This window comes from Plastoroseomonas hellenica (assembly GCF_018129085.1).
GTDB classification, from domain to species: domain Bacteria; phylum Pseudomonadota; class Alphaproteobacteria; order Acetobacterales; family Acetobacteraceae; genus Plastoroseomonas; species Plastoroseomonas hellenica.
Genome location: NZ_JAAGBB010000015.1, coordinates 28305 through 52666 on the forward strand (window position 1 = coordinate 28305; position 24362 = coordinate 52666).

Annotated in this window: 22 protein-coding genes; 13 read left to right on the plus strand and 9 right to left on the minus strand. The window is 71.1% G+C overall.

Features of this window, described 5'->3' with window-relative positions:
• The first annotated feature begins 69 nt into the window (after positions 1 to 69).
• Positions 70 to 549, plus strand: a complete 480-nt coding sequence (locus GXW71_RS13870; protein WP_211853121.1) for a MarR family winged helix-turn-helix transcriptional regulator — start codon at positions 70 to 72, stop codon at positions 547 to 549.
• 33 nt (positions 550 to 582) lie between these two features.
• On the opposite strand, the gene GXW71_RS13875 is transcribed toward GXW71_RS13870, so the two are convergent.
• Both GXW71_RS13875 and GXW71_RS13880 read right to left on the minus strand, forming a co-directional pair.
• On the minus strand, positions 583 to 1623 hold the full coding sequence (locus tag GXW71_RS13875) for a threonine aldolase family protein (protein WP_211853122.1): 1041 nt from the start codon (positions 1621 to 1623) through the stop codon (positions 583 to 585).
• A 9-nt stretch (positions 1624 to 1632) separates the two neighbouring features.
• Complete coding sequence (locus GXW71_RS13880) at positions 1633 to 2679, minus strand: amino acid ABC transporter substrate-binding protein (protein WP_211853123.1); 1047 nt, start codon at positions 2677 to 2679, stop codon at positions 1633 to 1635.
• 119 nt (positions 2680 to 2798) lie between these two features.
• Between GXW71_RS13880 and GXW71_RS13885 the strand changes: the two genes are divergently transcribed.
• Positions 2799 to 3566: a GntR family transcriptional regulator gene (locus GXW71_RS13885; RefSeq protein WP_211853124.1), complete on the plus strand. Its 768-nt coding sequence runs from the start codon at positions 2799 to 2801 to the stop codon at positions 3564 to 3566.
• A gap of 54 nt (positions 3567 to 3620) precedes the next feature.
• On the opposite strand, the gene GXW71_RS35450 is transcribed toward GXW71_RS13885, so the two are convergent.
• From GXW71_RS35450 to GXW71_RS13900, 3 genes are all read right to left on the minus strand, one after another.
• Positions 3621 to 5984 carry a patatin-like phospholipase family protein gene (locus GXW71_RS35450; protein ID WP_211853125.1) on the minus strand — a complete coding sequence of 788 codons (2364 nt, stop codon included), beginning with the start codon at positions 5982 to 5984 and terminating at the stop codon, positions 3621 to 3623.
• An 88-nt stretch (positions 5985 to 6072) separates the two neighbouring features.
• The gene (locus GXW71_RS13895) at positions 6073 to 6441 is read right to left on the minus strand and encodes a DsrE family protein (RefSeq protein ID WP_211853126.1); all 369 of its coding nucleotides are present in this window, start codon (positions 6439 to 6441) and stop codon (positions 6073 to 6075) included.
• 105 nt (positions 6442 to 6546) lie between these two features.
• On the minus strand, positions 6547 to 7506 hold the full coding sequence (locus tag GXW71_RS13900) for an AraC family transcriptional regulator (RefSeq protein ID WP_211853127.1): 960 nt from the start codon (positions 7504 to 7506) through the stop codon (positions 6547 to 6549).
• 220 nt (positions 7507 to 7726) lie between these two features.
• Here GXW71_RS13900 and GXW71_RS13905 point away from each other — a divergent pair, with 220 nt between their 5' ends.
• From GXW71_RS13905 to GXW71_RS13920, 4 genes are all read left to right on the plus strand, one after another.
• Positions 7727 to 8104, plus strand: a complete 378-nt coding sequence (locus GXW71_RS13905; protein ID WP_211853128.1) for a VOC family protein — start codon at positions 7727 to 7729, stop codon at positions 8102 to 8104.
• Between the two features lie 91 nt (positions 8105 to 8195).
• Positions 8196 to 9281, plus strand: a complete 1086-nt coding sequence (locus tag GXW71_RS13910) for an acyl-CoA dehydrogenase family protein (protein WP_211853129.1) — start codon at positions 8196 to 8198, stop codon at positions 9279 to 9281.
• Positions 9278 to 10042: a PIG-L deacetylase family protein gene (locus GXW71_RS13915; protein ID WP_211853130.1), complete on the plus strand. Its 765-nt coding sequence runs from the start codon at positions 9278 to 9280 to the stop codon at positions 10040 to 10042. The genes GXW71_RS13910 and GXW71_RS13915 overlap by 4 nt, the downstream gene beginning before the upstream one ends.
• Entirely contained in the window at positions 10039 to 10626 is a 588-nt protein-coding gene (locus GXW71_RS13920) for an SAM-dependent methyltransferase (RefSeq protein ID WP_211853131.1), read from the plus strand. The genes GXW71_RS13915 and GXW71_RS13920 overlap by 4 nt, the downstream gene beginning before the upstream one ends.
• Here GXW71_RS13920 and GXW71_RS13925 read toward each other — a convergent pair.
• Positions 10529 to 11680: a glycosyltransferase gene (locus tag GXW71_RS13925; RefSeq protein WP_211853132.1), complete on the minus strand. Its 1152-nt coding sequence runs from the start codon at positions 11678 to 11680 to the stop codon at positions 10529 to 10531. The genes GXW71_RS13920 and GXW71_RS13925 overlap by 98 nt on opposite strands.
• Before the next feature lie 124 nt (positions 11681 to 11804).
• Between GXW71_RS13925 and GXW71_RS13930 the strand changes: the two genes are divergently transcribed.
• Entirely contained in the window at positions 11805 to 12245 is a 441-nt protein-coding gene (locus GXW71_RS13930) for an ester cyclase (RefSeq protein WP_211853133.1), read from the plus strand.
• Here GXW71_RS13930 and GXW71_RS13935 read toward each other — a convergent pair.
• Complete coding sequence (locus GXW71_RS13935) at positions 12211 to 12864, minus strand: YopT-type cysteine protease domain-containing protein (protein WP_211853134.1); 654 nt, start codon at positions 12862 to 12864, stop codon at positions 12211 to 12213. The genes GXW71_RS13930 and GXW71_RS13935 overlap by 35 nt on opposite strands.
• Positions 12865 to 13047: 183 nt before the next feature.
• Here GXW71_RS13935 and GXW71_RS13940 point away from each other — a divergent pair, with 183 nt between their 5' ends.
• From GXW71_RS13940 to GXW71_RS13955, 4 genes are all read left to right on the plus strand, one after another.
• Positions 13048 to 14274, plus strand: coding sequence for a type VI secretion system contractile sheath domain-containing protein (locus tag GXW71_RS13940; protein WP_211853135.1), 1227 nt, complete (start codon positions 13048 to 13050; stop codon positions 14272 to 14274).
• Positions 14275 to 14408: 134 nt separating this feature from the next.
• Complete coding sequence (locus GXW71_RS13945; protein WP_246526554.1) at positions 14409 to 15326, plus strand: LysR substrate-binding domain-containing protein; 918 nt, start codon at positions 14409 to 14411, stop codon at positions 15324 to 15326.
• Between the two features lie 91 nt (positions 15327 to 15417).
• Entirely contained in the window at positions 15418 to 17124 is a 1707-nt protein-coding gene (gene ggt, locus GXW71_RS13950; RefSeq protein WP_246526555.1) for a gamma-glutamyltransferase, read from the plus strand.
• Between the two features lie 28 nt (positions 17125 to 17152).
• Positions 17153 to 18733, plus strand: coding sequence for an ABC transporter substrate-binding protein (locus GXW71_RS13955; RefSeq protein ID WP_246526556.1), 1581 nt, complete (start codon positions 17153 to 17155; stop codon positions 18731 to 18733).
• Between the two features lie 226 nt (positions 18734 to 18959).
• On the opposite strand, the gene GXW71_RS13960 is transcribed toward GXW71_RS13955, so the two are convergent.
• Together GXW71_RS13960 and GXW71_RS13965 are read right to left on the minus strand one after the other, a co-directional pair.
• Positions 18960 to 20423: a lyase family protein gene (locus GXW71_RS13960; protein WP_211853136.1), complete on the minus strand. Its 1464-nt coding sequence runs from the start codon at positions 20421 to 20423 to the stop codon at positions 18960 to 18962.
• A gap of 285 nt (positions 20424 to 20708) precedes the next feature.
• The gene (locus GXW71_RS13965) at positions 20709 to 21581 is read right to left on the minus strand and encodes a hypothetical protein (RefSeq protein WP_211853137.1); all 873 of its coding nucleotides are present in this window, start codon (positions 21579 to 21581) and stop codon (positions 20709 to 20711) included.
• A 257-nt stretch (positions 21582 to 21838) separates the two neighbouring features.
• On the opposite strand from GXW71_RS13965, the gene GXW71_RS13970 reads away from it, so the two are divergent.
• On the plus strand, positions 21839 to 23431 hold the full coding sequence (locus GXW71_RS13970; RefSeq protein ID WP_211853138.1) for an ABC transporter substrate-binding protein: 1593 nt from the start codon (positions 21839 to 21841) through the stop codon (positions 23429 to 23431).
• Positions 23428 to 24204, plus strand: coding sequence for an enoyl-CoA hydratase/isomerase family protein (locus tag GXW71_RS13975; RefSeq protein WP_211853139.1), 777 nt, complete (start codon positions 23428 to 23430; stop codon positions 24202 to 24204). Before GXW71_RS13970 ends, GXW71_RS13975 begins: the two co-directional genes overlap by 4 nt.
• The last annotated feature ends 158 nt before the right edge of the window (positions 24205 to 24362 follow it).

Consider the following 24362-nt stretch of genomic DNA (forward strand, 5'->3'; position numbering starts at 1 on the left):
AGTGATAATCTTTATCACGATACCTTTTGCCGCGATGGTGGTGCTATAGGGGAAGGGAAGGAGCTTGCCATGACCGAGGACGCGACGGGCCCCGTGCCCCTGGACGACCACCTCTGCTACGCGATCTATTCCGCGGGCATCGCCATCCAGCGCGTCTACAAGCCGCTGCTCGATGCGCTCGGGCTGACCTATCCGCAGTACCTCGTGCTCAACGTGCTCTGGCGGGAGGATGGGCAGACGGTCGGCGGCATCGCGGAGAGACTGGCGCTGGAATCGAGCACGCTGACGCCGCTACTGAAGCGGCTGGAGGCGGCTGGCCTGGTGCGCCGCACCCGCAATCCCCTGAATGAGCGGCAGGTCCTGGTGGCGCTGACGGAAGCGGGCCGCGCGCTGCGGTCCCGGGCCGGCTGCGTCGGGGAATCCCTGCTGGCGGCCTCGGGGCAGTCACCCGCGCAGCTCGGCGCGCTGAACCGGGAGGTCAGGGCGCTGCGCGACGCGATCTACCGCCATACCGGCGACTGGAACCTCGCGCCTCCGCCGGAGGGCTGACCCGCGCCGGCGCTTCCCGCCGCCGCGCCATGATCAGGCGATCGCCCGGCGCACGGCATCCACGGCCCGCGCCACGGCGGCGTCGCCGATGCGGGCGTGCAGGACGAAGCGCAGCGTCGCGGCATCGAGCGGCAGTGCCAGCACGCCCGCCTTCCCGAGCGCTTCCGCGACCTCCATGGCGGCGGTGCCCGGAGGCGTCGCGACCAGGACGATGTTCGTGTCGGGGGCCTCGCCCGCGAGTGGCCCAAGGGCATGCGAGAATCCGGCATGCAGGAGCCGGGCGCGGCGGTGGTCGTCGCCGAGCCGCCCAGCCCTGCCCGCCACGGCCTCGATCGCGCCGGCCGCGAGGAAGCCGACGGGCCGCCAGCTCGCCCCGAGTGTTGCCCGCACGGCGAGGGCCTCCCGGATGAAGTCCCGTGAGCCCAGGAGGAGCGACCCGGCGGGCGCGCCGAGCGCCTTGTTGAGGCTGAGGGAGAGGCTGTCCGCCGCCTCCGCGAGTGCGGCGAGGGTGAGCCCGGTCGCCGCCTCCGCGTTCCAGAGGCGCGAGCCGTCGATGTGCAGGCGCAGGCCTGCTTCCCTGCAGGTGCCGCCGATCTCCCTGACCCAATCACCGGGCGCGATGGTGCCGCCCGCGCGCATATGGGTGTTCTCGAGCCAGACGAGGCGGGCGGGCTGATCGCCGGGGCGCGCCGGGCCCGCGAGGGCGGCGCGGAGCGTCTCGGGCCGCAGGTGGCCCCTGGCCGCTTCGAGTTGCCGCACGGCCACGCCCGCGAGCCCGGCCGTGCTCGCGGCTTCGGGCCCCGCAACATGACTGCCGGCGGCGGTGAGGACGATGTCGCCCGGGCGGCACCAGAGACGGAGCGCGATCTGGTTCGCGAGGGTGCAGGTCGGGACGAAAAGCGCGTCCTCGAACCCCGCGAGCTCGGACACCATCCGCTCCAGCCGGGACTGGTGGGGGTCGTCGCGCAGGCCCATCTCCGGCGCTTCGCCCGCGGCGCGCAGCATCGCCGCCCGCGCGGCGGCGGGGATGCCGGCCATCAGGTCCGACCGGAAATCGGCGGCGCCCCCTGCCACGGCCACGCCTCAGCGCATCGGCGGGGCGTAGAGCAGGCCCCCATCGCGCCAGAGCCGGTTGGCCCCGCGCTCCAGCCCGAGCGGCGTGAGGTGCCGGTCATAGCTCTCGGCGTAGTTACCGACCTGGCGGATGATGTCGAAGGCCCAGCTCGGCCGCAGCCCGAGCATCGGCCCGAAATCGCCGGCGACGCCGAGCAGGCGCTGGACGGTCGGATTGTCGGAGGCCCGCATGGCTTCGGCATTGGCCGAGGTCACGCCATACTCCTCCGCCTCCACCATCGCCCAGATCGCCCAGCGGACGATGTCGCCCCAGCGGTCGTCGCCGTGCCGGACGACGGGCGAATAGGGCTCCTTCGAGATGATGTCGGGGAGGATGACGTGCTCGCCCGGGTCCGGGATGCCGGCGCGCAGCCTGGCGCCGAGCAGGCCGCGATCGCTCGTCAGCGCATCGCAGCGGCCCGTGGCATAGGCCTGCGCGGCATCGTCGCCGCGCTCGATGACGACGGGCGTGAAGCGCATGCGATGCTGGCGGAAGTAATCGGCGAGGTTCAGCTCGGTCGCGCTGCCGGGTGAGACGCAGATCGAGGCGCCGTCGAGGTCGCGCACCGACCGCGCGCCGGAGGAGCGGCGGACCATGAAGCCTTGGCCGTCATAGTAGTTGATCGCCGTGTAGTTCACGCCGAGCCCGGCATCGCGCCCGAAGGTCCAGGTCACCTCCATCGTGAGGACGTCGATCTCGCCGCTCTGGAGCGCGGGAAACCGGGTTTGCCCGGTCACCGGCCGGTAGCTGACCTTGCTGGCGTCGCCGAAGATCGCGGCGGCGAGCGCGCGGCAGATATCGACGTCGAGGCCGCGATAGACGCCGGCGCTGTCCGGCGCGGCGAAGCCCGGGATGCCCGTGTTGACGCCGCAGTTCAGCACGCCGCGCGCCTGCACGACCGCGAGGGTATTGGCCGCGGGCGGCGCGGGCGGCGTCTGCGCGCCGGACGTCCGCGGGGCGCCCGCGGCCAAGGCAAGGGCGAGACAGGACAGGAGCAGAGGGCGAGGGATGGGCATGGCGATCCTCCCGCCCGGCACCCAAAATCATATATGATTATGAGTCAAGATATATGAAACTTGCCGGGCAAGGACGCGCCCTTGCCGCGCGCCCGCCAGGATCGGACATCTAGTCGGCCATGACCCGCTCCGCTCCGACCAGCACGCGCCCGCGATCCGCCGCCCGGTCCCCCGCCGTTGAGATGGCGGAGGGCGATCCGCTGGGCGCGCTCGCCGCGCGGATCGGCCGTGGCGGCCAGCCCGCCCCGGCCTTCGCGACCGCCGTGCTGCGGCGCGCGATCATCATCGGCCTGCTGCGCGGGGGCGAGGCGATCCGCATCGATGCGGTGGCGCGGTCGCTCGGCATCAGCGCCATCCCGGTGCGCGAGGCGCTGAGGGAGATGGAGGCGTCCCGCCTCGTCAGCTTCGAGCGGAACCGGGGATTCGTCGTTGCCCCCGAGAGCACCCTCGAGCTGCGCGAATCCTTCGAGGCACGCCTGGCGCTGGAGCCGCTCGCGCTCCGCCTCGCGATGCCCGACCTCACGAGCCGCGACACGCGCAAGGCCAGGGCCGTGCTGGAAGGCTCCGATCGCGGCCTCGCCCTCGAGGAGCTCCATGCCTGGAACCTGGACTTCCACATGGCGCTCTACGCGCCCTGCGCGCGCCGGCACATCCTCGCCTTCATCGAGCTGGCCCATGTGGTCTCGCACCGCTACGTGCACGCGACCCTCGCCGCGCGGGGCGTCGTCGTGACCAACAACCAGGAGCACTGGGCGATGCTCGAAGCCTGCGAGCGCCGGGACACGACCGCGGCGCTCGCCGTCCTGGACATGCATCTGGCCGGCGCCGCGGAGCGTGTCATCGCGAATTACGAGAGGCTGGCCGAAGGCCGGCAGCCGCGCGCCTGATGATCTACGGGTGTTCGACGACACCTGCGGCAACCTGATCCAGATCGCGCAGCATCACTGAACGATGGCCGCAGCGCCGCGCTGGTTACCCGAGGCCGAAGGGTCGACGGATGGGCACGGCGGCAATGGCCTGTCAGCCGGCTGGGCCAGCGCCGCGGCGAGGCGCAGGGCGGAACGCTCCTCGCTCTCCATCTGCGCAAGCTGCGCTGCCATCGCGTTGCGCGCCTGCGGGGCCAGCATCCAGCCGAGCACGAAGGTGGTGGTCTCGTCCCGCCGGAGCTTGAAGCCGTCCAGCACGCAGCCATCCGCCGACCGGACCGCCGACAGGAACGCCTCGCGTGCACGCTGGGTGTTCGCCTGGCGCAACCGGTCGAGCGTCGCGACCGGGCCGGCCAGGGCGCCGATCACGCCGATATCGCGCGACCTGACCGGGGGCGGGATTGGCGGTGGTGATTCGGGGGGAACGGGATCATTCGTGATCACCACGGCGACAGGTTGTATCCGCTGCAGGATGCCGAGTTCGGTGGCGGCGCCCAGCAGCGCACGCAGGGCCTCCTGGGCCGAGGCACCACCCGAGTTGTCGGCATAGCCGCCATCCGCGATCAGATACTCATGCCCCGGCGCGCGCTCCACCGGCACACGGCCCGCCGGGCTGATGCCCGGGAAGCGCGCGCTCAGCAGCACCGCCGTGCTCAGGCGGACCTCGCGCTCGCCGAGCAGTGGCGCCAGGTCGCCCCGTTCGGGCGTGTCGTCGCCGAGCGTCACCGGCGCGAGGACCAGGCGGCGTCCGGTGTCCGCGTCCGTCGTGTTGAGCAGCAGCAGAGGCACCGCAAACCGCCGCCGCTCGCCGCGCCAGAGGGCGCCGAACGGCTCCTCGAAATGGCCGGCATGCGCCGCGCTTCGCCAGGCCTCTTCGAAGGAGACCTCATGCGATGCCGCGCGATCCGGCAGGAGCCTTGTCCTGGTGGCGCTGCGCGGCAGGTCGACCGTCAGCATCGCGGCGAGGGCCGGTCCGAGGAAATCCTGCCGCAGGACGTCTTCGGCGCAATCCGGCCAGACGCCGGCGGCGCATCTCTCGCGATCGGGAAGCCCATCCGCGGCCTGCGCCGCCTGGGCGGCGAAGACCGCCACCCCAAGGCTGCCGCCTGAGACGCCGCTGAGCGCGAAGCTTCGCCTGTAGAACTCCGGCGACATGGCCTGGATGCGCGCGAGGATGCCCGCCGTCCACCACGCGGACCGGATGCCGCCGCCATCGGCGGTCACGATGAACACGGGGTAGCGGCCCCGCGTGCGCGCTATGTCATCCGTCCGCGCGCGCAGCCATTCGAGCGCGTGCTCCCTGGCGGAGATCGCAGGCGTCGGTTCGGGCGGGACGAAGCGGACCGTGGCCGCGCCGAAAGGCCCCGTGAGCACGAGGATCGTGGTGAGGATCGCGGCGAAGCCGGCCAGGGTGGCGCCCAGCAACCGCCAGAGGAGGATGGCGAAGCCGAGCCAGGCGTTCAGCGACACTGCCGCCACGACATAGGTGCCGGCGGTCATGCCCCACCAACCGGGGTCGAGCGCCAGCAGGACGCCTCCGCAGAGGGCGATCGCCGTGCAGGCCCAGATCGCGGCGTGGCTCGGGACATAGGCCTTCAGCGGTTGGCCCCGTCTCAGCGCCTCGGCCGCCAGGAGCCCAAGGACCGAGGCGATGAACATCACCAGGATGGGCTGCGAAAGATCGAGGAGGAGGATACCGACGGACGCCAGCGCCAGGACCGACAGGATGATCTCGTAGGACCAGTCCACTCGCTTGCGTAAGAGCAAAGCGAAGAGGATCAGCAAGGATTGCCCGCTCAGGAAGCGGTACTCGATGAGCCACCGATGGAACAGGAAGACGGAGGCGATGGGCACGAGCTGCGCCAGGCCCAGCCAGGCCTGCTCGCCGTACAGCTTCGGTGCCGCCGCCGTTTGCCATTCGATCAGCGCCAGCGGCACGAATCCCGCCATCAGGCCGACCAGGCCCGGCACCACGCGAATGGTGTAGGCCTTCCAGCGCACCATGCCGGGTGCAGTGTCGAGCAGATCGTGCTTCGCGAAGCTGCGTATCGTCGCGGTCGTCCGGCGCGCCCCACGCCGTGGCGATGTCAGGAGCGTGTGCGCGGCCAGCATCGCGAAGACGACCGAGAAGGACTGGGCCAGCGCGGCGTGCAGGCCGGCGCCGCCGAAGGCCGATGCCGCGGCGGTTGCCGCGACCGCATCCCGCCCCTGCTCCGTGTCGGCGAGCAGGGCAAGCAGCGCGTAGGGCAGGAGAATGGGCCAGCAACTGGCGAGGGTCGTGGCGAGGCTCCACGCCGCCGGCGGCCAGCCCCGCGGCGGCGGCCGGGGGTCGGATTTCAGGGCCGGCGATGGCGGGGTTCGAGCAGCCTCGGTATTCACCGTGACAGCCTATACGATCGCGAGCCAGGCTCGATGCAAGGAATTGCAGCTCGCTCGCAGCGAGGTGGGGCGGGAGGATGCATCCCGCTCAGAAGGAGAGCGTCGCGGCACCTTCCTTGATCTCGGCATGCATGACGCTGGCGCCGGTGATGATGATGCCGTCGAGCAGGTCCGCCTGCTCATAGCCGCGCGACTGCACGCAGGGGGTGCAGGCCCAGACCACGCCGCCGCGGCTCTGGAAGCTTTCGATCAGCGCCAGAAGCGGCTCGAGCGGCGGGACATGCGTCATCCGCTGCCCGCGCCGGCGCACCAGGTCGATCGCCGCGCTGGTGAGGAAGATCGAGACCTTGAGCCCGGCGGTCAGCCCGCCATTGGCGATGGTGAAAGCGACCGAGGAAAGCTCGTGGTCGATCCCGTTGGTGACCAGGATCACCAGCTTGTCCGTTGCTGCAGCCATGATGCGGTCCTCCGATGTGATGGATGGCGTGCTGGGTATAGGGACCATGAGCGCAGCGCGTCTTTGGCCGGGCCGCCGCAAGGATTGATCGGAACGCCGGTGGGTTCAGTGGGTCGCGCCGGAGGCGCGCGCGCCCGCGCCGCGCCAGGCCGCCGGCGGGACGCCATGCGCCCGGCTGAAGGCGCGGGTGAAGGCGGCGACGGAGCCATAGCCGGTCTCCTGGGCGATGCGGGTGATCGGCTGGCCCTGCCGCAGGCGGTCGGCCGCCATGCTGAGCCGCCAGCGGCCGAGATAGCCCATCGGCGATTCCCCGATGAGCTTCGCGAAGCGCTCCGCGAAGGCCGAGCGGGAGAGCCCGGCCGCGCGCGCCAGCGCCGCCGCGGTCCAGGGATCGGCGGGCGTGCCATGCATCAGGGCGAGCGCGCGGCCGATGACCGGATCGCGCAGGCCGGCGAGCCATCCGCTCTGCCCGGGACCGAGGCTGCCGAGGTAGCGGCGCGCCGCTTCGAGGAACAGCAGTTCGGAGAGCCGCGACAGCATGGTCACGGAGCCGCCCCGCAGCTCCCGTGCTGCGAAGCGGAAGGAGCTCGCGATCCATTCGCCCGAGGCGCCGTCGCCCAGGCTGAAGGTTAGGACCCGCGGCAGGCTCGCGAGGAAGGGGCTGTCGCGCATGGCGCTGCCGAGGAAGCCGCAGAGCAGGCGCACGGGCTCGCCGCCGCCGCCATGGCTGATGCGGGCCAGGCCGTCATCGCCCGGCGGCTGCACCAGCCGGCCGGCATCGACCGGCGGGAGATCGAGCGTGCTGCCGAGCCGGTGCGCGTCATTGCGGGGCAGCAGCACGATATCGCCGGCTTCGAGGCGGACCGGCGGCTCGCCATCCACCTGCAGCCAGAAGCGTCCAGCGACCACGTAGTGGTAGGCGATGAGCTGCGCAGGCGGCGGCATCGGCGCGCAATCCTCCGGGCTCATCTGCGCGAGGATGCACCAGGGCGCGGTGAAGCTGGCGTCGAGGAAGACGCCGCCCGAAAGCCGCAGCGTGCGCAGCAGGTCGCTCAGCGGGTCCATGGGCGCGCCTCCCTCCGGTTCCGGCAGGCCGGGCGCAGGATTCCGCACCGCCGCCGCCAGGCCGCTCGCGGCGGTCATGTCATCGCCGCGGCCGGCGATTGGCTGTGACCCCCGGCACTAGGCGAAGCCGTACCGGGAAGAGCCGGGAGGGCACGACCGCAACTTCGCGGCGCCTTGCAGGTTGACGCCGAATAGCCCGGCCAATCCAGGAGGAGCGCGCATGATCCACCACGTCTCGGTCGGCACCAACGACGTCGGGCGCGCCCGGCGCTTCTACGACGCGGTGCTGCCGATCCTCGGCATCCTGCCGATGCGGCATGCCGACACCGGGCTCGACTATGGCAGCGGCCAGTTCCTGTTCAGCGTCGAGACACCGGTCGATGGTCGGCCGGCCACGGTCGGCAATGGCAGCCATGTGGCGTTCGCGGCGGGACGCCGTGCGATGGTCGACCAGTTCCATGCGGCAGCACTCGCCCATGGCGGCACCAGCGACGGCGCGCCGGGCTTGAGGCCCGAATACGACCCGAACTACTACGGCGCCTTCGTCCGTGACCCCGACGGCAACAAGATCGAGGCCGTCACCTATTCCGCGAAGTGACGGCGGAGGCCGCCGGCCCGGCGAACGGGTGGGAGGCGCCGAGGCATCTATTTTCGGCCTCGGTCGTTTCCCCCTGATCATGCCTGACCTCATGTCCAGCCCATGCGGATTCTCGCCGGCGTTGTTGCGGGAAGTGCTGCCTGCCATTGACCGGGAGGCGGCCGCCACCGACCAGGACGGTGCCTATCCAGCCGCGGGGGTCGCGGCGCTGCACCGGATCGGTCTTCTCGCTGCTCCGCTGCACGGCCTCGGCACCGCGCCGGAGGGGGCCGACGGCCTGGCTCTGGCGCTTCGGTTGATCGGCCGCGCGAGCTTGCCGCTGGGGCGGTTGTACGAGGGTCACGTCAATGCCCTTCGGCTTATCCTGCGGCATGGCACTCGCGACCAGATCGCGCTCGGCGCGGCGGACGCCCGGGACGGGCACCTGTTCGCGATCTGGAACACCGACGATGCCCGGGCGCCCGTACGCCTCGACGGCGAGGTGCTGTCGGGCAGGAAGGTGCTTTGCTCGGGGGCCGGATTCGTCCGCCGCGCCCTGATCACGGCCGAGGAGGAGCGCGGCGCCGGCCCCGTGTTGCTGCTCCTGCCCCTGCGGCCCGGCGAGGGAGCCGATCTCTCTGGATGGCAGCCGCTGGGAATGCGCGCGTCCGCATCCGGAGCGGTGGACTTCACGGGCATGCCGGCACCGCCCCAGCGCCGGATCGGAGCGCCTGGCGCCTATGCGCGCCAGCCGGACTTCACCGCCGGCGGCTGGCGCTTCGCGGCCGTCCAGTGCGGCGGGATCGAGGCCGTTCTCGAGGCGCTGAGGAGCCATCATCGACGAACCGGCCGGGGCAGCAATCCGCATCAGGCGGCCCGTCTCGGCCAGGCCGCCATCGCCGCCGAGGGAGCGCGGCTTTGGGTCCAGGCCGCCGCGCGGCGCGCCGAATCCGGCGCGCCCGACGCCGTCGCCTACACCAACCTCGCCCGCACAGCGGTCGAGCGCGCCGCGCTCGATGTCCTGGAGCTGGCCCAGCGCTCGATCGGCCTCGCGGGCTTCATGCGCGGCCATCCGCTGGAGCGGATCGCGCGCGATCTCTCGACCTATCTGCGGCAACCGGCTCCGGACGCGGCGCTCACCGAAGCCGGGTCGCATGTTCTCGACACCGCGGCCGAAGCCGGGGACCTGTGGGCATGAAGGCCGGTGCCTGGCTCGACCAAGCCCGGCGGCACCTGCCGATCGCGCCGACCCCGGCCGCGCTCCTGGCAGGGGCTGCGCCCGTGCTCGTCCTGGCGCCGCATCCTGACGACGAGACGCTCGGTTGCGGTGCGCTGATCGCCGCCTGCGCCGCTGAAGGCCGGGCCGTGCATGTGGTCATCGTCAGCGACGGTCGCGGCTCGCATCCAGGATCCCGCAGTCATCCGCCCGCCCGCCTGGTCGCGACCCGGGCCGAGGAGGCTCGCGAAGCGGTTGCCGTTCTGGGCCTCGACCCCGATCGCGATCTCACCTTTCTGGGCATCGACGATCGTGCGGTTCCCAGGCAAGGCCCGGGGCTGATGGCCGCCTGTGATGCGATCCGGCGCATCCTTCCGGCCCCGCCGGGGGTCGTCCTCGCACCATGGCGGCATGACCCGCACGGCGATCACGAGGCGACCGCCGAAATTGCGAGCGTTGTCGTGGGAGGATGGCCGGGCACCCTCCTGCTCTCCTACATCGTCTGGGGGTGGGCGTATGCGACGCCTCTTCCGGGCTTCGTACTGGACCAGGAACCGACCCTGGCGGACGCTCCCCGCGGCTGGCGTTTCGACGCCGGCCCGTGGCTTGCCGCGAAGCGTGACGCGATTGCCGCCCATCGCTCTCAAACATCCGGATTGATCGAGGACGTTCCCGACGGCTTCCGCCTGTCGGCCGAAGCGCTGGCATTGCAACTGCAGCCGACGGAGCTCTACCTGACATGAGCGTGGCCCCCGCCCGGTTCGAGGCTCTCTACGCGCGCAATCCCGATCCCTGGGGGTTCGAGACCAGCGACTACGAGCACCGCAAGTATGACCACACTCTTCGCGCGCTCCCGCGGGCGCGCTATCGGCATGGCCTCGAGGTCGGTTGCTCGATCGGCGTCCTGACTGCGTGTCTCGCCGGCCGTTGCGATGCGCTGACCGCGGTGGACGGCGCCGAAACCGCGCTGAACTCGGCGCGGCGACGCTGCGCAGAGATGCCGAGCGTCGATATCCGGGCCGCCTGGGTCCCCGGTGATTGGCCCGACACGGATGTACCCTACGACCTCTTCGTCCTTTCAGAGGTTCTGTACTATCTGGACCACGACGATATCGGGCGCCTGGTGGCGCGCATGGCGGCCAGCGCCGCGCCGATTGCGGATATCCTCGCGGTGCATTGGACGGGCGCGACCGATCATCCGCTGTCCGGCGATGCCGCCATCGCAGCCCTCATGACGGCGTTGGGACCAGCGGCCGCGCCCCTTCGCCAGGAGCGCCGCGCGCTCTATCGGCTCGATCTCTTCCGCCTCCGGTCAGAGAGGCGATGATCGATCGCGCCGCGTGGATTTCCTGGGGAAGGTCGCCCATCGGGAGCGGCCGCCGGCGGAGAAGCGGGGAAGCAGCCTGCAACGCATCCCAACCGATCTGGAAAGTCGGGGCCGATTGCGCCCGCCGCACGGCCGATGCGTTGACCCTGAGCGTGGCGGCGATGTCGCCGGCGGCAATGACGCCTTCCCGAAGGCCCCGAAAACGCCGGCGGCCCTGCAGGCGAAGCAAGGCATGTCTGGCGGGCTCCAGCGCCGGATCCGCGATGGCGGCACCAGCCAATCGGTCGTTCATCGTCTGCGCCATGCCACCATGCGCGCGACCGTCGAGCCTGCAGGAGACCGTCACCCGCGCCTCCGGCTCGTGGCGAAGGGTCAGCCCGGCGCGCTGCACGGCTGCGCACAATGCGCGGTCTTCCCCCGTCGCCACGCGCGGCAGCCCTCCGATGCGTTTCCACGCCTGGGCTGTGATCGCCACCGACGCACCGGAGTGCCAGTGATGCCGAGGCCAGGGGTCATGCGGTTCCGGATCGACGAGCGCTGCAAGCCGGTCCAGGAGGCGCCCATACGAGATCTCTCGTCGCAAGCACGTGCGCAGGCCCGGCGGAAGCGCCACAAATTCGACAGGGTCCAGATCGATCGCGCCGGCGACCGCATCGGCACCAGCACGGAATGCCGCCAGGTTGGCGCACAGCCAGTTCGGGCGTGCCGCGCCGTCGGCATCCGTGCTCAGCAGAATGCCGCCGCTGCGAGTTGCAAGAGCTGCGGCGTCCATCGCCGCAGCGCGCGCTCCCCCCGCATTCGCGTGCCCCTCTTGCAATTGGACGTCATCGACAAGGAGTCGGTACGGCAGTCCCGCCGCCATCATTCGCGCCACCTGCGACGTTCCGTCGGTACAATTGTTGGCCACCACGACCACCGTCACATCGGACCAGGAGAAGGATCTTGCCTTCTGGTCGGCGAGCGCGGTGAGGCAGCGCGGCAACCGCTCGGCCTCATCCCGGGCCGGGATGGCGATGGCGATGGCGGCGCCCGATCTGGTGTCAGGACAGAACATCCAACCTGGAACGTGGCGGCTCGGATCGAGGTTTCTGCGCTGATTTGCGCGGGCGCGCGCTCTCGGCGGCTGGCATCTTCTGCGGCTTCTGAGGCGCGGGAGCCGAGCAAGGGACCAGGCCGCCATGGCTGAACAGACACTCACCGCCATCTACCGGGACTACATCGCCTGCCTCAATGCGCGGGATTGGCCCAATCTCGGCCGCTTCGTCGCCGATGACGCGCGCCACAACGGCCGGCCGATCGGGCTCGCGGGCTATCGCGCGATGCTGGAGCGGGATGTCGAGGTGATCCCCGATCTCCGCTTCGACATCACGCTCCTGATCTGCGAACCGCCGCATGTCGCGAGTCGCCTGGCGTTCCACTGCACGCCCAGGGGCACCTTCCTCGGGCTGCCCGTGAATGGCAGGACCGTGCGCTTCAGCGAGAACGTCTTCTACGCATTCCGCATCGGGAAAATCGCCGAGGTGTGGTCGGTGATCGACAAACCCGCCATCGAAGCCCAGCTTCAGGAGCCCATGGGTGACCTGGTCAGCCCCAGCTCCGCGGCCAGACCCGGCAGGTGAGCCAGCCGCCATTGTATGTCGCGGTGTAGCCGGACTTGCCGGATTTCATGTAGTCGACGAGGAAGTTCTGAAAGACGTGGCTGTTCCAGAAGGTCTCGTCGGGAACCTTGAAGCGCCCGTAATTGGCATCGAACATGTGCCAGGTGTCATCGGCGTTCACGATGGCGAAGGCATGCGCCGCGCCATACTTGCTGCGCAGGCCGACGATGTAGCCGCCCTGCCCGCCCTTCGCCTTCGCGCCGCCCGCGTTGATGATGTTGTAGAGGCCGGACGCGCCGACGCCGCTCTCGGAGCGCTGCGCGTAGCCGTGCACCATCTTGAAGTCGAGATGCGCGAGTGCGGCCGTGATCGCCGGCCAGGGCTCGTCATGCGCCACAATCTCCCTGTCGAAGGTCTTCTGCACCTGCACGGCGAGCGGCATGTCGCTGACCGAGCGCACCTCGTAATTGCCGTCGCAGGCGTAGTCCTTGCCGTAGGTGAATTTCTTCAGCCAGAGCGCCGCCAGGCCGAAGCAGGTGCCATCGCCGACCGCGCCCGGCAGCAGCATCTGGTCCATCGCATATTCGCAGTACCCGTCATTCCAGGCGGGGACCGTGACCTTGTTCCAGAGCTGCCCCATCCCGCATCCTCCAGGCGTTCGGGACAGTCTGCGCGAAAGCGTTGCCATATCGCAAGCATTACGGCGGGCGCCGGCCGGGCTGGCCGGCAAGACGGATGTGTTATGATATCGGAACGGGAGCGCGGCGGGGGCAGGCCCTGCGCCTTCGCGCCACCCGGCGCTGAGCAGATGCGGAGAAGAGGCATGCCCGAGCCCATCCCCGGCGAGGAGAACCCGCTGGACCTGGTGATCGCCGCGACCGAAGCGGCGCGCCCCTCCCCGGGTGCCGCCGGCGGCGATCCCGCGGCGCTCGCGAAGGTCGAGCGCGCCATCGCGGCCCTGCAATCCGCCATCCTGGACCATCCGCGCTTCGTCGCGCTGGAGGCGGCCTGGCGATCCCTGCACCGCCTGGCCGCGGCGCAGGAGGCAGCGCCGGTGGTGGTGAAGCTGCTGCCGCTGACCAGGCGGGAGGTCATCCGCGACCAGCGCACCGCCGCGGACCCGAAGGAGAGCGAGCTCGCCGCGCTGCTTTGGGAGCAGGGCCTCGGCGGCGGGGAACCCTTCGGCCTGCTGCTCGCCGACATGGCATTCGATGGGGGCGGCGAGGATATCCAGGCGCTGCGGGGCCTGGCCGCGGCGGGGGAGGACGGCTTCGTGCCGGTGCTCGCCCATGCGTCGCCGGCGCTGCTCGATCTGGACGGCTGGCCAGCGCTGCCCGGCAAGCGGGACCTCGCCCGCGCGCATGAGGGGGCGGCCTATATCGCCTGGCGCGGCCTGCGGGAGAGCGGGGAGGCGCGCTTCCTGGCGCTGGTGGGGCCGCGCGTGCTGGCTTCCGCCGGCGAGGGCGCACCGCGCTGGACGGGCGGCGCCTGGGTGCCCGCCGCGCGCATCGCCGCGGCCTTCCGGCGCGAGGGCTGGGCCACCGGGATCGAGGGCTGGGAGGACGGCACGGAAGCCGGCCTGCCTTCGATCGACGGCATGCCCACCGAATGCGATCCCGGCGATCGGGACGCGGCGCTGACCGCCCTCGGCCTTGTCGCCCTGGTGCCGCGCGGCGCCGACCGTGCCGCCCTGCCGGCCGCGCCCAGCCTGCACCGGCCGCCGCGCTACCACGCGGCCGCGGCGACAGCCGATGCGGCGCTGGCCGCGCGGCTGCCCTGGGTGCTGGGCACCGGGCGTTTCCTGCAGGCGCTCGCGCTGCGCGCGGCGCATGAGCTGCACCGTGGGCGCGGCGCGCCGGCCGCAGCGCAGGCGCTGAACGCCTGGCTGCGGGATTTCTGCACGGAAGACGGGCCACTCGCCGAGGCGAGCGTCGAGCTGCCGCAGGCGCAGGGGCATCCGGGCGTGCATCTGCTGGCCGCACGGTTGCGGCCGCGCCTGCCCCAGGGCACGCCTGCAGCGGCGCACAGGATCATGCTGAACCTGCCGTGACGGGGTGAGCAAAAGGTCAGCCGGGTTCGGCGCCGCTCGGCTCGAGGCGCCAGGACGCGATACGGGAGCAAGCCTGTTTCCGGCCGCCCCCGCCTCAGCCAGTATCCTGGCCCGACGATAAGCAGGAGTTCTGGTTGGTCACCGCCCGCGCCGCCCGGCTGGAGCTGCGCCATCTCCGCTACTTCCTGGCGGTCGCGGAGGAGCTGAATTTCGGCCGCGCCGCGGAGCGCCTCGGCATCGCGCAGCCCGGGCTCAGCCAGCAGGTGCGGGCGCTGGAAGCGATCATCGGCACGGCCCTCTTTGACCGCAGCCGCCGCGCCGTGCGCCTGACCATGGCCGGCGAACTGCTGGCCGGCGAGGCGCGCGCCATCCTGGCGCGCACCGACGCCGTGCTGCTGGCGGCCCGCCGCGCCGGCCAGGGCGAGGTCGGGCGGCTCGCCATCGGCTATGTCGCCTCCGCCGCCTATACTGGCGTGCTGACCGCGATCCTCGGCCGCTTCCGGGAGGCGCATCCGGATGTGGCGATCGAGGTCACCGCAATGGCGATGCAGCAGCAGTTGGAGGCGATCGCCGCCGACCGGCTGGATGTCTGTTTCATCCGCCCGCCGGTCTCCCTGCCGCCCGGCGTCACCAGCTTCCCCGTGCTGCAGGAGCCGGTCGCCATCGTCCTGCCGGAGAGCCACCCCGAAGCCGCGCGCAAGGCGGTGCGCCTGGCCGCACTCGCCCGCGAGACCTTCATCACCCCCGAGCACGCGGCCGGCGTCAGCTTCCACCGCCACACCGTGCTCGCCTGCCAGGGCGCCGGCTTCCACCCGCGGCTCGGGCCGCAGGGCCGGGACTTCGTGACCATCGCGAGCCTGGTCGCGGTCGGGCTCGGCGTCGCGCTGGTGCCGCAGAGCCTGCGCTGCATCCGCCTGCCGGGCGTCGCCTATCGGCCGATGGAGGGTGCGGGCGTGACGGCGGAGATGGCGGTCGCGCATCGGCGCCGGGAAGCCTCCCCGGTGGTGCGCCGCTTCATAGCGCTGGCGCGGCAGTCCAGGCTGAGGGGGTAACGGCCCCCTTCCCAAATCAGACGTCCGGCTTATCGAAAAGGATGCCGGCGCCTATTGGACCCGCACCGCTTCGGCTTCAATACTCACGCCCATGCGAACCGATGATGGGCGCCCGCGCGCCGGGGCTTCCTTCGCCACCGAGAAGACGCCGGTCACCGCCGAAGGCGGCATGGCCGTCACCAACCACCCCCTCGCCTCCGCCGCCGCGCTCGAGATGATGGCGGCCGGCGGCAATGCGATCGATGCGACCGTGGCCGCGCTCTTCACCCTGACGGTGGTGGAGCCGATGATGGTCGGCTTCTTCGGCGGCGGCGTCGCGCTGATCCGCCTCGCCGACGGCACCGAGCTCGCGCTCGACGGCCTCGCGACCGCGCCCGAAGCGGCGCGGCCGGAAATGTACCGACCCGTCTCCGACACCTGGCCGGACTATATGGAGACCGAGGGCCGCGCCAATCGCGTCGGCGCGCTGGCGGTCGGCGTGCCCGGCACGTTGAAGACCTGGTGCGAGGCGCTGGAGCGCCACGGCACCCTGCCCTTGGAGGCGGTGCTGGAGCCGGCGATCCGCCACGCGTCGCGCGGCTTCCGCGTCACGCCCTATCTCGCCGCCTGCATCGCGGAGACGGCGGCGGACCTGGCCGATGATCCCGGCATGGCGGCGCTGTTCCTGCCGGGCGGCCAGCCGCTCGCGGAAGGCGCCCGGCTGACCATGCCGGATTATGCGCGGACGCTGCGCGAGATCGCGCAGCACGGGCCCGCCCATGTCTATGGCGGCGCGCTCGGCGCCCGCATCGTCGAGCATCTCCGTGCGCAGGGCTCGGCCATGGCGCTGGCGGATCTCGCTGGCTATCGCAGCGAGATCAGGGCGCCGGTGCGCGGCACCTATCGCGGCGTCACCTTGATCGGCCCGCCGCCGCCCTGCTCGGGCGGCGTGCATGTGCTGCAGATGCTGAACCTGATGGAAGGCTTCGACATCGGCGCTTCCGGCTTCGGCACCACCGCGACGCTGCACCTGGTGCTGGAGGCGCTGAAGATCGCGGCCGCCGACCGTCGCGCCGCGACCGCGGATCCCGCCTTCGTCGATGTCCCCGTGGCGCGGCTGATCTCGAAAGAATACGGGGACCTGCGCCGGCCGGAGATCGATCCGTCCCGCGCCCGCGATTTCGGCGCGCGCGTGCTGTCGAATGAATCCGCCAATACGACGCATGTCACCATCGCCGACCGGCACGGCAACATCGTCACTTCGACCCAGACCATCAACAGCCTGTTCGGCGCGCGCATCATGATCCCCGGCACCGGGATCATCCCGAACAACTACATGTTCCTCTTCGATCCGCATCCGGGGAATGCGCTGTCGCTCCAACCAGGCAAGCGCATCACCAGCGGCATCTCGGCCATGATCGGCTATCGCGGCGGCGCGCCGCTCTTCGCGGTCGGCCTGCCCGGCGCCCACCGCATCCCCTCGGCGGTCTTCCAGTTCGTCATGAACCTGATCGACCACGGCATGACGGTGCAGCAGGCGGTGGAGGCGCCGCGCGTCTTCACCCATGGCCCGGATGCCGAGGTCGAGCGCGGCATCCCCGCCGAGACGCATGATGCGCTCCGTGCCATGGGCCATCCGATCGTCGCCACCGACCATGTGGCGGGCGGCATGGGCGCCATCCTGTTCGACGGCAGCCGCATGACCGGCGCCGCCTGCTGGCGGGCCGACGGCACGCCGATGGGCTGGGGCGGCGGCCTCGCGCGGCAGGGCGTCTCCTTCTGGCCCGACCCGCGCCGCGGCCGCGCCGCATCACGCTGAAGCATCACGCTCAGGAGGAGAGACAGACATGCCCCTCATCAGCTCACGTCGCACCATTCTGCAGGCCGGCGTCGGACTGGCGACCACCACCCTCGCGGCGCCGCGTGCCGATGCGCAGGGGCGCCGCGTCATCAAGGCGGTGATGCATGCGCCGCTCGGCGTGCTCGATCCCTTCGCGACCACCGCCTATATCACCCGCAACCACGGCTACCTCGTCTACGACACGCTCTTCGCGATGGACAAGGCGAGCAAGCCGCAGCCGCAGATGGTGCGGGACTGGACGGTCTCGGACGATCGCCTGACCTATGCGTTCCGCCTGCGCCCCGGGCTGAAATTCCATGACGACGCGCCGGTGACCGCGGCCGATGCCGTTGCCTCGCTCCGGCGATGGGCGGCGCGCGACGTGATGGGCACGCGGCTGATGAATGTCACGGAGACGCTCGAAGCGATCGATGCGGAGCGCTTCCGCCTGGTGCTCAAGCGGCCCTATGGGTTGGTGCTGGAGACGCTGGCCAAGCCCGGCGGCCCGGTGCCCTTCGTGCTGCCGAAGCGAATCGCGGAGCTGCCGGCCGATCAGCGCATCACGGAGGCGGTCGGCTCCGGCCCCTTCCGCTTCGTCGCCGCCGAGCACCGGCCCGGCGACCGCGTGGTCTATGAGCGCTTCGCGGGCTATGTGCCGCGCGACGAGCCGGCGAGCGGCCTCGCCGGCGGCAAGCTTGCGAAGGTCGACCGCATCGAGTGGCTGGAGATCGCGGATTCGCAGACCGCGGTGAACGCGCTGCTCACCAACGAGATCCAGGTGCTGGAGAATGTGCCGCCGGACATGATGACGCTCGCCCGCCGCACGCGCGGCGTGGTGCTGAAGCCGCGCGGCCTCGGCAATTTCATGCTGATGCGCTTCAACAGCGCGCAGCAGCCCTTCGACAACCGCCTTGTGCGCCAGGCGGTGATGGCGGCGGTCAGGCAGAAGGATTATCTCGACGCGCAGATCGGCGATGACAGCCTGGCGCAGGAATGCAGCTCCGTCCTGAGCTGCGAATCTCCTTACGCCGCTGATGTCCCGGGGCCGCAGGGCAACCTGGAACGCGCCCGCGCCCTGCTGCGCGAAAGCGGCTATGCCGGCGAGAAGGTGATCATCCTGCATCCCGCCGACCTGCCTTCGGGCAGCGCGCTGGCGCCGGTGACGGAGCAGTTGCTGCGATCGATCGGCATGAACGTCCAGGTCGACACCATGGACTGGAATGGGCTGCTGGCACGGCGCGCCCGCAACGTGCCGGTGGAGCAGGGCGGCTGGAGCATCGCCTGGGGGCTCTGGAGCAATCTCGACCTGATGAACCCGATCGTGAACCTCAACCTCGATGGCCGCGGCGCGCGTGGCTATGTCGGCTGGGTCGAGGACGCCAGGCTGGAGGAGCTGCGCAACGCCTTCTCCTTCGAGACCGATCCGGCGCGGCAGCAGGCGATCGCGACCGAGCTACAGCGCCTGTCGAACGAGGAGGCCTATACCGTGCCGCTCGGCGGATCGAAGGTGGTGACCGGGCATCGCGACAATGTCCGGGGCGTGGTCGTCGACCTGGTCCTGGTCTTCTGGAACATGGAGCTGGCCTGATACCAACGGCCTCAATCGTTGGCACGATTGAGGCCCCCTCAAACGCGTCGTGCGAAGAGCACGCTGACGCGTGACGCGCAAACCTCCGGTTGCTTGGCGTCGTGCGAAGCACGCCTCCGGCGTGACGCCGGACTACCGGCGGGCCGCATTCGCGGCCTCGGACCGGTCAAGCGACCGGTCCGTTGGTATGGAGCAGAGGCGCGGCCGTACCACGGGCCTGCCTGCTTCAGGCCCCGTCGGCCAGCCGCGCGAAATCCACATCCAGCCCCGCCAGCGCGCTGTCGATCCGCTGGCGTCGCGCCTGGATCCACGCCGCCTGTTCGGCCAGGGTCTGGTGCGCCGCCGCCAGCATGCGCACCATCTCCGCCGGCTGCGGGCCGCCGGCGGTGGCGCGGTTGCGGATGATGGCCACGGGATCCAGCGCCGCGCGGAATTCCGCCTCGCTCATCGGCAATTCGCCGACGGGCAGGTTCATGGCCGCCAGCGTCGCGGCATAGATCCGCCGCGCCTCGGCATAGGGGAAGTCGCTGGGGCGGATGTCGTGCGCCTTGGCATGGCTGACGACGTCGGACGCGAAATGGTGCCCGACGCGGAACGGCAGCCTGTGGGCCCGCATCAGCACATCCGCCACTTCCTGGGAGGCCGTCCAGTCGCTGTTCAGCTCCTCCAGCGCACGCTCAGGGCTGATGACCAGGGCGATGAGGATGCGCTCCCAGCCGGCCAGCATCCGGGTCGCGCCGCTCAGCACGGCGACATTGTCGCGCACATCCTTGGCGTCGTTCATGCCGGGCGGGATGTTGTGCGCCTGGATGGCGCGGCCGATGCCGAGTGTCGCGACGCGCGAAGCCTCACCGCGCACATCGTTGAGCAGCCCCGGATTGCGCTTCTGCGGCATGGCGCTGGAGGCATAGGTATTGCCCCCGCCTTCCCGCAGCAGGATCCAGGGCCGCGGCTGCGCATACTGGACCATCACGTCCTGGATGAAGGCACCGGCATGCAGCGCGATGGCGGTGGCGAGCGCACCGAGTTCGACCGGGATCTCTGCGGCGGCGATCTGCGCGGCGTCATAGGCATTGTCCACCGTTGCGGCGAAGCCGAGATACCGGGCCATGCGGTCGCGGTTGAGTGGCCAACTGGTGCCGTTCAGCACCGTGGTGCCCATCGGCGACCGGTCGAGCCGGGCATAGAGCTCGCGCAACCGCGCCGCATCGCGTTCCAGCCCGGCGACATGGCCCAGCAGATAATGGCCATAGCTGTTGGGCTGGGCGGCGACGCCATTGGTGTAATTCGGCACGATGGTGCCGGCATGGGCCGCGGCCATCCGCACCATGGTCCCGGTGGTCCGGCGCAGTTGCCCGGCCAGGCGCAGCAATTCGTCGCGGAGGATCGCGGCGCGGACGGTGGCCAGCATGTCCTGGCTGGACCGGCCGGCATGCAGCAGCGTCGCCTCCACCCCCGCCGCTTCGATCAGCAGCGGCTCGAAGGTGATGACCAGGACGGGGCGCTGGCCACCCGGACGGTCGCCGGCCCGCAGCACCGCGCGCAGCCCGGCCGCGATGCGCGGGGCCAAGGCAGGGTCCAGCAGGCCTTCATCGGTATTGATGACCGTGCTGGCCTTGTTGATCGCCCCCAGCCAGAAGAATTCGTCACGGCCGGGGGTGAGCTCGGCCTGGGGATCGGCGGCGGACATCGGAAGGGCTCCGGGGCGGGCGCTGTCTTGCGCATGCTCGTTCGGCGTCGCCGCGTGGGGTCCATGCGGAGGCGCTCATGGCACGAGTGTCGGCGAAGCCGGCGTGAGCCTCAATAGGGCGCCTGAGAGGCTGTTTGGAAACGGTGGCGGAGGGCTGGCGAGGGATTTTTTTGTCCCTGGGGTGTTGGCTTCCTTGCCGATGCCGGTTGCATCGGCAAGGAAGCCGGCGCGGCAGGGGCGGAAAAGATCCGCCAAACCGACCCGCAGCCTTTTCCAAAAGGTCTCTCAGCCCGGAGCGCCGCAGCGCGCGCTGTAGCCGGCGACGGTCGGGAAGTCGCCCTCGCCCACGGTCGTCACGCTGAGCGTGCCGGCGGCGCCGCGATAGGTGTAGCCGCAGAAGCCCATGCCGGTGCCGGAGCAATCCTCCACCTCCGGCACGCCGCGCCGCACGAGATCGGCCACGCGCCCGTCCAGCCGCTCCCGCTCCGCGCGGCCGGGACTCACGGCGGGCGCCCAGCCGCTCCGTTGCAGCAGGCTCCGCGCCTCGTTGATCGGGCGGCCGTAGATGTTGGGGATGCTGGCGGCGCCGTCGCAGACCGCTTCCTGGGCCGCCAGCGGCTGCACGGTCACGCTGCCATCGGCGCCGATCCGCAGATCGGCCAGCGGCTGGTTGAGATAGTCGCCGTCCCAGATGCGCAACCCGTCCCGCTCGAGCGCCACCGCGCGGCCGATCGTCCGGGACGCGTTCGGCGGCGCATAGGCGACGGCAAGCAGCTCGGTGCCGCGGAAGATGCCGATATTGGCATCGCCGAGCAGGCAGGTGCCGCTGGTGCCGCGCTGGAAGGCGCCGACGAAGCTGACCGCCTGGTAAGGGCCGATCGCCACCTCCCCCGTCACGCCCCAGCCCGCGAGAGCGACCTCGCGGCCGGCCGGCGTGCGCGCCTCCTCCAACTGGTGCCCGCAGGCGGTGCGGCCCGGCCCCGCTGCGGAGGCGGGCGCGCGCGGCAGCCGCTGCAGCGGCGCGATGCGTACCGCCGCGACCGTCGACTGAAGGCGGAGCGTCCCCGCGGGCGCGCCGGTCGCGGCGCCCTGGCCGGCCGCCGGCGCGGCGAGGAAGGGAAGGGTCAGCAGCGCCGCCAGGGCGGGAATCCGGGTCATCGACGTCCAGTCGTCATGTGGCGAGATCGTTTCTCATGGGGAATTGCGACCGGCCGATCAACCGGCGCCGGGCCCATACGCGGTCACAACCGCGCAATGCGCCGGCACCCTGTGCGCCCGATCCGCCTTGCCCCACCAGGCGCGATGATCATTGACGCGCGGCGCGGGTGCGGTCCAAAATCAATATCAAATATTGCTATACGATAATTTGGACGCGGCCAATACGCCGCGGCCGAGGCATCACGGGAGCAGGGCCGATGCGCGCAGGGCATCTTGTCGGGCTGCTGGGAGCGGGGCTGGCGATGGGCCTCGCCGCTCCGCTGGCAGCGCGGCCTCTCCAGATCGGCCTCAGCGCGATGGTGACCTCGCTCGATCCCCATTTCTACAGCATCACGCCCAACAACTCGGCGGCCTTCCACGTCTTCGACCGCCTCGTGCATCGCGGACCCGAAGGCCGGCTGGAGCCGGGCCTCGCCCTCGCCTGGCAGCCGCTGTCGGAGACCACCTGGGAATTCCGGCTGCGGCCCGGCGTCACCTGGCATGACGGCCAGCCCTTCACCGCGGCGGATGCGGGTTTCAGCCTGGCGCGCGCCCGCCACGTCCCGAACAGTCTCGGCGGCTTCGAGAATCTGGTGCGGCCGATCACCGCGATCGAGATCATCGACCCGCTGACGCTGCGGCTCACGACCGCCACGCCCACGCCGACCCTGCCGAGCGACCTGTCCTTCATCGCGATCGTCTCCGCCCATCTCGGCCGCGACGCGACGACGGCCGACTACAATGCGGGCCGCGTCAACATCGGCACCGGCGCCTTCCGCTTCCTGCGCCATGTCCAGGGCGATCGCATCGTGATGGCGCGCAACGACGCTTGGTGGAACGGGCGCGCCGCCTGGGAGAGCGTCACGCTGCGCATGGTGCCCAATATCGGCGCGCGCATGGCGTCGCTGCTCGCGGGCGAGCTCGACCTGGTCGAAGCGCCGTCGGCGAGCGACCTGGCGCGCCTGCGGCAGCATGGCGACGTGCTGATCCACGCCGCGCCGGGCAGCCGCGTCGCCTACGTCAATCCGATCTTCGCGCCCGCGCCCAATGCGCCGGCGATCACCGACCGGCAAGGCCGGGCGATCGAGCCGACGCCGCTCGGCGACCGTCGGGTGCGCCAGGCGCTCTCGCTCGCGATCAACCGCCAGGCCATCGCCGATCGCCTGCTGCTCGGCACCGGCACGGCCACCGGACAATGGCTGCCGCCCGGGTCCTATTCCGCAGTGCCGGATCTCGACCCGCCGCGGTTCGACCCCGCCCGGGCGCGCGCCCTGCTGACGGAGGCCGGCTTCCCCGACGGTTTCCGGATGACGCTCACGACAGCCAATGACCGCACGCCCTATGCGGTGGAGATCACCCAGGCGATCGCGCAGATGTGGAGCCGCATCGGCGTGCAGGTGAGCGTCGAGGCGATCCCCTTCGCGGTCTATTCGGCGCGCGGCCAGCGGCAGCAGGTCTCGGCCTATTTCGGCAGCCTGAACAATCCCTCCATGGAAGCCGGGCTGCTGCTGCGCAACCTGCTGATGACGGTCAATCCGGAGGCCGGCACCGGCACCTTCAACTGGAGCCGCTATGCCAACCCCGCGCTCGACCGGCTGGCCGGGCGGGCCCTCGCCACCATGGACGGCGCGGCGCGCGAGGGGCTGCTCATCGAGGCCGCGCGCCTGGCGCTCGCGGATGTCGCCTTCATCCCGATCTACCAGTTCCAGAACCTCTGGGCATCGCGCCGGGGGATCACCTACCAGGCGCGCGCCGACGAGCTGACGCTCGGCGCCGACGCGCAGGATGCGAGCCGTCAGGACACCCAATGAACACCATCATCCTCGACCGACCGGAACCGCGGCTGGCGATCATCACCATGAACCGCCCGGCGAAGCGGAACGCCCTGGATGGCGAGGCCTGGCGGCAGCTCGGCGATGCCTTCCGCGCGCTCGGCGACGACGCGGCATTGCGGGCCATCATCCTGACCGGAGCCGGTGGCGCCTTCTGCGCGGGGGACGACATCGGCGCCTTCGCGGCGGTGCGCGACGACCCGCCGGCGCGGCAGGCCTATTGGGACCACATCATGGCCTGCTACGCCGCCGTCTCGGCCAGCCGCGTGCCGGTCATCGCAGCGGTCAGCGGGCCCTGCGTCGGCGGCGGCTGCACCCTGGCGCTCCGCTGCGACTTCCGCATCGCCGATGCCGCCGCGCGGTTCGGGGTGCCGCCGGCGAAGCTCGGTCTGGTCTATCCGCCGGAGAGCACGCAGCTCCTGCTGGCGGTCGCGGGCCCGTCGATGGCCAAGCGCCTGCTCTATACCGGCACGCTCATCGACGCGGAGCAGGCGCTGGCCTGCGGCCTCGCGGATGCGGTGGCGCCGGATGCGTTGGCCGCCGCCCGCGACTTCGCAGCACCCATGCTGGATGCGGCCCCCCTCTCGCTGGCCGCCGCGAAGCTCGCCTGCGACGCCGCGATGACCGGACGCATCGCGGAGGTGGCGAGCGCGGTGATGGCGCTCTCCGACCGCGCCGATGCCAGCGAGGATTACCGCGAGGGCGTCAGTGCCTTCGCCGGGAAGCGCAAGCCGGTCTTCAGGGGTCTTTGAGAGACCTTTTGGCAATGGCGGCGGGTCGGTCTGGCGGGTCTTTTCCGCCCCTGGCGCACCGGCTTCCTCGCCGATGCCACCGGCATCGGCTGCGTCAGCCGCCACGCCAGGGACGAAAAATCCCTCGCCATCCCTCCGCCACCGCCATTGCCAAAAGG

Excerpts from the sequence above, each read along its gene's own strand:
- GXW71_RS13870 (WP_211853121.1), top strand. The coding sequence starts at position 70 with ATGACCGAGGACGCGACGGGCCCCGTGCCCCTGGACGACCACCTCTGC.
- GXW71_RS13880 (WP_211853123.1), bottom strand. The coding sequence starts at position 2,679 with ATGCCCATCCCTCGCCCTCTGCTCCTGTCCTGTCTCGCCCTTGCCTTG.
- GXW71_RS13885 (WP_211853124.1), top strand. The coding sequence starts at position 2,799 with ATGACCCGCTCCGCTCCGACCAGCACGCGCCCGCGATCCGCCGCCCGG.
- GXW71_RS13895 (WP_211853126.1), bottom strand. The coding sequence starts at position 6,441 with ATGGCTGCAGCAACGGACAAGCTGGTGATCCTGGTCACCAACGGGATC.
- GXW71_RS13900 (WP_211853127.1), bottom strand. The coding sequence starts at position 7,506 with ATGGACCCGCTGAGCGACCTGCTGCGCACGCTGCGGCTTTCGGGCGGC.
- GXW71_RS13905 (WP_211853128.1), top strand. The coding sequence starts at position 7,727 with ATGATCCACCACGTCTCGGTCGGCACCAACGACGTCGGGCGCGCCCGG.
- GXW71_RS13910 (WP_211853129.1), top strand. The coding sequence starts at position 8,196 with ATGTCCAGCCCATGCGGATTCTCGCCGGCGTTGTTGCGGGAAGTGCTG.
- GXW71_RS13915 (WP_211853130.1), top strand. The coding sequence starts at position 9,278 with ATGAAGGCCGGTGCCTGGCTCGACCAAGCCCGGCGGCACCTGCCGATC.
- GXW71_RS13920 (WP_211853131.1), top strand. The coding sequence starts at position 10,039 with ATGAGCGTGGCCCCCGCCCGGTTCGAGGCTCTCTACGCGCGCAATCCC.
- GXW71_RS13925 (WP_211853132.1), bottom strand. The coding sequence starts at position 11,680 with ATGTTCTGTCCTGACACCAGATCGGGCGCCGCCATCGCCATCGCCATC.
- GXW71_RS13930 (WP_211853133.1), top strand. The coding sequence starts at position 11,805 with ATGGCTGAACAGACACTCACCGCCATCTACCGGGACTACATCGCCTGC.
- GXW71_RS13935 (WP_211853134.1), bottom strand. The coding sequence starts at position 12,864 with ATGGGGCAGCTCTGGAACAAGGTCACGGTCCCCGCCTGGAATGACGGG.
- GXW71_RS13940 (WP_211853135.1), top strand. The coding sequence starts at position 13,048 with ATGCCCGAGCCCATCCCCGGCGAGGAGAACCCGCTGGACCTGGTGATC.
- ggt (WP_246526555.1), top strand. The coding sequence starts at position 15,418 with ATGCGAACCGATGATGGGCGCCCGCGCGCCGGGGCTTCCTTCGCCACC.
- GXW71_RS13955 (WP_246526556.1), top strand. The coding sequence starts at position 17,153 with ATGCCCCTCATCAGCTCACGTCGCACCATTCTGCAGGCCGGCGTCGGA.
- GXW71_RS13960 (WP_211853136.1), bottom strand. The coding sequence starts at position 20,423 with ATGTCCGCCGCCGATCCCCAGGCCGAGCTCACCCCCGGCCGTGACGAA.
- GXW71_RS13965 (WP_211853137.1), bottom strand. The coding sequence starts at position 21,581 with ATGACCCGGATTCCCGCCCTGGCGGCGCTGCTGACCCTTCCCTTCCTC.
- GXW71_RS13970 (WP_211853138.1), top strand. The coding sequence starts at position 21,839 with ATGCGCGCAGGGCATCTTGTCGGGCTGCTGGGAGCGGGGCTGGCGATG.
- GXW71_RS13975 (WP_211853139.1), top strand. The coding sequence starts at position 23,428 with ATGAACACCATCATCCTCGACCGACCGGAACCGCGGCTGGCGATCATC.